This window comes from Psychrobacter glacincola (assembly GCF_904846075.1).
Classification (GTDB): Bacteria; Pseudomonadota; Gammaproteobacteria; order Pseudomonadales; family Moraxellaceae; genus Psychrobacter; species Psychrobacter glacincola_C.
Genome location: NZ_CAJGZH010000001.1, coordinates 1,455,621 through 1,462,317, shown reverse-complemented (window position 1 = coordinate 1,462,317; position 6,697 = coordinate 1,455,621). Strand labels below are relative to the sequence as shown.

At 41.2% G+C, this 6,697-nt stretch carries 6 protein-coding genes; 4 read left to right on the top strand and 2 right to left on the bottom strand.

The features are described 5' to 3' along the window. Window positions 1-208 precede the first annotated feature (208 nt). Complete coding sequence (locus JMW85_RS06190; protein WP_201581206.1) at window positions 209-484, top strand: hypothetical protein; 276 nt, start codon at window positions 209-211, stop codon at window positions 482-484. Between the two features lie 320 nt (window positions 485-804). On the opposite strand, the gene JMW85_RS06185 is transcribed toward JMW85_RS06190, so the two are convergent. Next, window positions 805-1,761, bottom strand: coding sequence for a hypothetical protein (locus JMW85_RS06185; protein WP_201581205.1), 957 nt, complete (start codon window positions 1,759-1,761; stop codon window positions 805-807). A 25-nt stretch (window positions 1,762-1,786) separates the two neighbouring features. Beyond that, on the bottom strand, window positions 1,787-4,435 hold the full coding sequence (locus JMW85_RS06180; protein ID WP_201581204.1) for a MobA/MobL family protein: 2,649 nt from the start codon (window positions 4,433-4,435) through the stop codon (window positions 1,787-1,789). 370 nt (window positions 4,436-4,805) lie between these two features. On the opposite strand from JMW85_RS06180, the gene JMW85_RS06175 reads away from it, so the two are divergent. From JMW85_RS06175 to JMW85_RS06165, 3 genes are all read left to right on the top strand, one after another. Next, window positions 4,806-5,036: a hypothetical protein gene (locus tag JMW85_RS06175; protein ID WP_201581203.1), complete on the top strand. Its 231-nt coding sequence runs from the start codon at window positions 4,806-4,808 to the stop codon at window positions 5,034-5,036. A 198-nt stretch (window positions 5,037-5,234) separates the two neighbouring features. Beyond that, window positions 5,235-5,405, top strand: a complete 171-nt coding sequence (locus tag JMW85_RS06170) for a hypothetical protein (protein ID WP_157292455.1) — start codon at window positions 5,235-5,237, stop codon at window positions 5,403-5,405. A gap of 308 nt (window positions 5,406-5,713) precedes the next feature. Further along, window positions 5,714-6,667, top strand: coding sequence for a replication initiation protein (locus JMW85_RS06165; RefSeq protein ID WP_045448300.1), 954 nt, complete (start codon window positions 5,714-5,716; stop codon window positions 6,665-6,667). Window positions 6,668-6,697 lie beyond the last annotated feature (30 nt).

The window sequence follows — 6,697 nt, the reverse complement described above, 5'->3', positions numbered from 1 at the left end:
TGGTGATTTATATGAAATCATAAATGAGAACAGCAGTGAGTCGCCTGAGTAAACACACTTTTTGATAAGACATTATAACCCTCAAACGTACAAAAAGGCCTATAGAAGGTCATTTTCTCTTGCAATAGATTAAAATATAGGTATAATTTGACCTGTAGAAAGTCATTTTATCCATTATTTACACACAATAATCTGCAGGAGAATACTAATGAATAACAATCTATCGCGGCTCAACAGCTGCATATGGTTTAGTGAACAGACTAAAGCTTTAGCCTCTCAGCTGTTATTCAGCTTACAAGTACAGCAAGGCGTACAGTTAGCATCATTACTTGGTGTGGACGCTATTCTTTATAATGATGAAGCGGTTTATGTCTGGGTACAACGACAGCTAGATGACGGTCTTATCGTTGACGACTACACTTTAAGCATCCTTAAAACTGCTTTTATTGATTTGGTCACAGCTAACACGGACCAAGTAGCATAACTGTTTTAGCTGATATTCGCAGATATCTTGTTCGACAAGAAACAATAATCCTTAAAGCCAGATAAATTTTCATTATCTGGCTTTTTTCTGATATGGGCATAAAAATTTAACAGAAGCTATATTAATGGCTTTTTAATATAGACAAAGATAACGGCAGTCAAACAAAAGTTTTTTTAGTCTTATATTTTCTAAAAGACTTATTCTTTACTAGATTTATCAGCTGCCAGTATCTAGCCTAAGAATGCCCTTACAATTATCTACGCCACTATAAGTCTATAAAAGCCTCTTTGGGCAGTATGGTTCACTATTACCATAAACCTTTACTCAGTCGGTTTCGCGCGCGTCAACCCAGCTATTTTATAATAAACAAAGCCTTTTTCATCTCTCAAAACGCTTTTACTGTCTGCTCTGACGCACCAGCTGATCACATCAGGCTGCTCTTTATTAACATCACAAGCCAAAATAAACTGCGCACTTTGAGCATTATTAAAGGCCTGTTTCCAACCCGTTTCAAGCTCATCGATGCCGCGCTGTAGCTCTGCTTGCTGCTGTCTCATTTCTGCAATCTCATCAAAGCTTGGCACATACCAAAATACCAGGGCCACCAAACTTATTATCACAGCCATCGTACCCGCTGCGACAGCGGCTGCAATCCTTTTAATACTCATAGTCTCAATGGACTTATGAATTTTGTCCAAGTCTTTACTAGCTCTACCCTCGACCTGCTCAATCCGCGTTTTGGTGGTGGTCTCAAAGGTCTCAATATCTTCAATAATCTGCTTATGACCAGCTTGGTACTGATTGGTGAATAGGGCTAGATTGTCCGCGCTTGCGCTAAGTTTATCAGCAACTCCTTGCATGGTACTGATTTGTACCTCTATGCTATCGCTTTTAGCAGTGACGACCGACTCTACAGCCGTATCAATCTGCTGTTTCATATCGGTGATGATGCCCGCTATTTTGTCATCATAACGACGCGGCATCTCATTGTCAGTGAAAGCCGTCACTGCTGCTTGAAGCTGCTTTAACACGAGTTCTTGATACTGGCTCAATGCCTGCGAAGTCGTGCTTGCGCTACTACCTAATTCTTCAATGGCAGAAGACACCTCATTCACCTTGCTATCAATACCGCTAAGCGAACGCTCAAGCCGCCTCGCTACCGCATCATCGGCTCGCTTAATCAGCTCACGCAAGGCCCCAATGACCGGAGTCAATGAAGTCACTAGGTTAACAAGTTGATCGTGTATGTCTTGCTCATTGCTATTGTCTTTATTCATGGGGTACTCATTATTATAATGCCGCCTAAAATGGGCGTGGTGAGGAGTAGCGGCGTGTTTGTGCTTGTTCATGCGCTTGGATGGCGTTCTTCGTTTTTTGCAGGTGATCTGTCACAGTTTGTGTGAGCGTTGCCCCATCTATGGTGATAGCAGGAACGTGCTCAAAGCGCTCATTGATTTTCGTTAACACCTCGACCTTATCTTGATTGTCAGGCAAGCGCTCAAGCTGTTGCCATAGCGTCGTTGCTGCCTTCTGCACCTGCGTTGCAATTTTTTTAGCATCGGTGTCTCGTAAACTTTTTTGTAGTGTCGTAAAGCTGTCAGTGTGTTTTAGAGTAGTGAATATAAATGCTTGTGCGGCAACCGCCTCAGCCGCGTTGATCGCTTCGATCGGTGCATCAACGGCCTTAAAATCAAGGGTATTAACGCGGTTACGCACCCGTACCACTAAATTGTCAAATCGATCTCGATATGCTTTGGTCTCATTGATTCGCTGACGCTTAAGAGATGCCTGCTGCCGCCTCTGTTGTAAGGTTTCTCGCCGCCTGATCAAAGCCTCCTCTCGTGCGCGCTCAGCCTCTTTCTTAAGCTTTGCTTGCTCATGCGCTTTGTTGAGCTGATATTGCAGCGCCATAGTACGGCTGCGCCAGTCCTCAAGCCGATCTGCATTCAACTGAGTAGTCTTGGTACTTATGATTTCATCGTATAAATCATCATCTTGCACGATCACCGCCTCACTTTGATCCAGTAAGGCGATACGCTGCTCATAAAACGGTGATAAGCGCTGATAAGTCTTTTTACTGGTATTAATTTGCTGCTTTAACTGTTTGATGTCTTCATTATTGGTGGTCTTAAACGCTTTAACATCAGCGGCCAATGCCGTCAAACGAGTATCAGCATCCGCGTTTATCTCTACCGCTTTTAACGTACTGAGCACCTCACGCTCTTTTTGAAGATATTTAAAGCGCTCAACATCCAGATCTGCAAATGCGGCAAACTTATGATAAGTGTCCATGTTATTGGTGACGTCTATATCTTGTAGATCCGAAAACGCTTGATCCCACTGTAAGGATAAGTCGGATTTTTCAATATCAATCTCATCAAGAGCTTTAAAGCCAGTCGCCAGTTTATTCAGCTTTGCGGCAAAGGGTTTTAGCGTGGCCTTCAACCCTTTGTAGTCAGCAATGACTTCATTATTAAGCGGGATCAGCTTTTTTAAAACCGTTTTATTGTTCAGCACCGTTTTATCAATCTGTGACAGCTGCTCTTCAAGACGGCTAACAGCGCGGCCTGTTTGTAGGGTATCATCTTGTCTAAACTCCTCAACCAACGCTAAAGCCGCCTTTAGTGCCTCACTTTGCTCTTTTGTGCTTATCTGCCTAGCAAGCTCAATCATTTTTTGGCGGGGGTCACTAAAATCCTGTCCCACCTCCTCGGTGAACCGCTGGGTACTCTTAATGTTTTTATCAATGGTAATAATCTGTTTAGACTGGTGCGCTAACTCTTCATGCAGCGCATCAATGGTTGAAAATAAGGCGCTGCGTACCATCTTTTTTTGACTCACAAAGTCGGCTGAGATTGCTAAAAGCTCATCAAGTACGTGATCATTGGCCGCATCACTATGCGTCTGACTGTTACTTTTAGGGATAGCGGGTTCAAGTTCAACGGCAGGATCTACAAATCGGATATTACTGAGCTCAATTCGCGCAAAGGGTTTACGCTTTTTATAATGTATTGTGACGCCGTTAACCTCTTGTTCATTGCTTTCTAGGTCAATACGTCCCTTGTCGTCGTACTCAATTACTAAACCATTTTTTTCAATGTAAGCATTGATCTCATCAATCGTCTCGTTGTATTCGTGAATCACTGAACGATTGCCTTTGAGAATATCCTTATATAGTGATTTACCCAGTTTCATTTTTGGCAAACGATTGATGCCCAGCTCACGGTAGGATTTCTCACTAATGGTTTTATTCTTAGGCAGTAGCTCATTGGCCATATCCGCCCAAAGGGTGCGTTGATATTTAAGCTCATCGCCGCGTCCGTTTAACCCCTTAGATAACCGCTCCTCCGTTGACCACTGCAACCAATTCTTGCGTGCTGATAAAGCATAACCCTCAACATCCGCTACTATCTCACGGCTTGAGAGTAAAATATGGGCATGAAAGTTACGACTGGTCAGCTCAACCACTTCAACCTCCCCCACATGTTTCTCGTGACTGTGGGGCCGATGAATGGCCACATCGACAAGCACGTTATAGCGATCAGATAAGGTTTGAGCGTAGCGCTCGGCCAGAACTATACGCTGATCCGCGGTGATCCCATCAGGAAACATCACGTCAATCTCAGTACCCAATTGCGCGTTTTTACGAGTCTCAATGCGTTCGATATCATTCCAAAAACCCTCACGTGTCACTGCTAGATCCCCAGCAAGAGTTGGCGTTATCAACGCCGTATGTATCACATTTTTCTCAATAACTTGCGTGTATTTAGTACCATCACTGTCCACTAAATTTAAGATTTTGTCTTTAGCTTTACTGGTGTAATCGTGGACGACTCCTGACTGCTCATCAACCAGTTTTGAGCCAGAATTATAAGCCGACTTTGCCACCACGCTATGATTTTTCGCCTTACTAACAGCGCTAACCGATAGATGAAATCCTTTATTATTCATGGCAAAAAATCCGGAATTGAAAAATGTTTTCTTGGGGGTTGTAGGGGGTTCGCCCCCTGCCGGACGACGGAGTTTATGTAAAAAAATAGTACCCCTTGTGGGTCTTTTTACATAAACTCCTAAGTTCGCTCTTAACAGAGGGTTAAAATACTACTGCGCCCACGAAACGATGTGGTCTTGTGTATTTTACTACCTTGCATCCCTATGTGTACACTGCTAGGATCAACTCTATCATAGTTGGCTAAAAAAAGGATGAGGTAATGTCAGTAATATCAGATGATTTATTCGCAAATAAGATTAAGCAATTACAGGCTCTTAAAAAGAGATTGATCAGGACAGGCTTGAAGCACATAAAATATTGGGGGAGTGGTTGGCCAACGCATTAGACGATGATGATAATCATGAACTGCAAGCTATTTTTTTAGACGCACACGATAATGAAAAATATGTCCGTTTGAAAAAGCACCGTGAGTTTTTAAAGTCAATTGCTCATAAGATGCAAGGTGAAGCTAAGGAAACACCAAGCAGCTTTACACCACCTAAAAACAGTCAGGACAGTGACCACGGTTCATTGCTTGATATTTATTCATCATCACAGTAGCTACTCGAAATCGCCTAATTGAAGGTACAGCTGGATCGTCTACTAATTAGCGAAAGGTTAGGAGACGGTTATCAGCTGTTTTAAGCGTTTTAGAATAGCTTTAGCTACCATCGTATCGGACAGAGCGTAAAACGTATATAAGAGTGGTTTCTAGGCTTTTTAGCAACGGTTTGATAAGTGTTTACAGATGTGTCGATAATGGCTACTGAAAATGAAGACAAACTATCTACAAAAAATGAGACTGATATTGAGAATGTGAAAACAGGGTTGTCCAGAATGACAGACGAAGATATTCAAAATATCTTTGACCATGCTTTTGAAGATCTTCAAAGATCTAAGCTTGATCCGAACCATGCGAACGTGGAATAACATTAAGTAAATGGACAATTGCATTCTGAGCTACTGATCAGTTTTACAAGTGATTGGTCGATCAAATTATCATCTTAAATCCGTCGGTTTTTTGGTTTTTTCCTTATTATTTAAAATAAAAATATATTTTTTACTTTTAAAAACTTTTAAAGACTTTTAGACAGTCTGTAAGCTTTGCTATTAAAGGGTTACGCACTCTATTATGCTACTTTTATCCCGCATTATGCTACTTTTATCCCGTTTAAATGCTACTTTTATCCCGCATTATGCTAGTATCTTAAAGTAACTAGCATAATGAGGTTGTCATAATGAATGATGTCGAGCTATACGAAAAAAAATATCCTGAAAAATGGATTGTTATGCAGAATAAAATTACTCAAGCTTTTAGAGAGATGTCTATTGATGAGAAGCGCATCATTATTCTAGCGAGCCCATTGGTTAGGGTTAATAATGCTACTGAAAAAACACCGATAGAGGTTGCGTCTTCTGAATTTGCTAAGCTTAGCGGAATAGATAGAAACTCGGCTTATAAGCAAATGAAATCAGCTAGCAAAAAATTAATGAAGCGTACATTCATTTATGAGGATAAGGATGGTGATGATACAGAGGTTCAATGGCTAATCAGGTCGAAATATGCAGATGGCTATATATCGATGCATTTTACAGATGAGGTAATATACTTACTTCAGGTTTTTGATAAGCTCAACCCTTACACTAAATATTTAAAAGAAGATATCTTAAACCTCAAATTGACTTACTCGTTAGACCTTTACCATCTAGCAAAAAAGTCTGAGGGGAAGGGTGGTTTTTCTATGACTTTAGATCAATATAGGCAAGAACTTGGCACGCCTAAGTCGTATGAGCGCATCAACAATTTGAAAGAGAATGCAGTTGATGGACCCATAAAAGAAATTAATCAGAAAACCGACATCAAAATCACCTATGAAAACATCAAACGTGGACGCACAGTTACAGGTTTGACATTCACCGTCAAGGCCAAGCCAACTAAGAAAAAAGGACAGGAGGGCCTAAATCAGAATAATGAGGATAGAGATATCCCACCTCTAACCGTTAAGCAAATTGATCGTTTTGCCCCTTTGTTGGCTAACTACTCACCGTTTGGTAGTTACGCACCATCAGGTAAAAGCACTCAAGAAGTTATTAGTTGGTTACACACTCAATTAAGAGATGAGGCTTTTTTAAAGACCCACAAAAAGCACTTACTGGCGATAGGCTATACGTTCCCTAAGCAGAAATCATAATATGAAAAAGCATGCTTAGTAGTTTTGGCA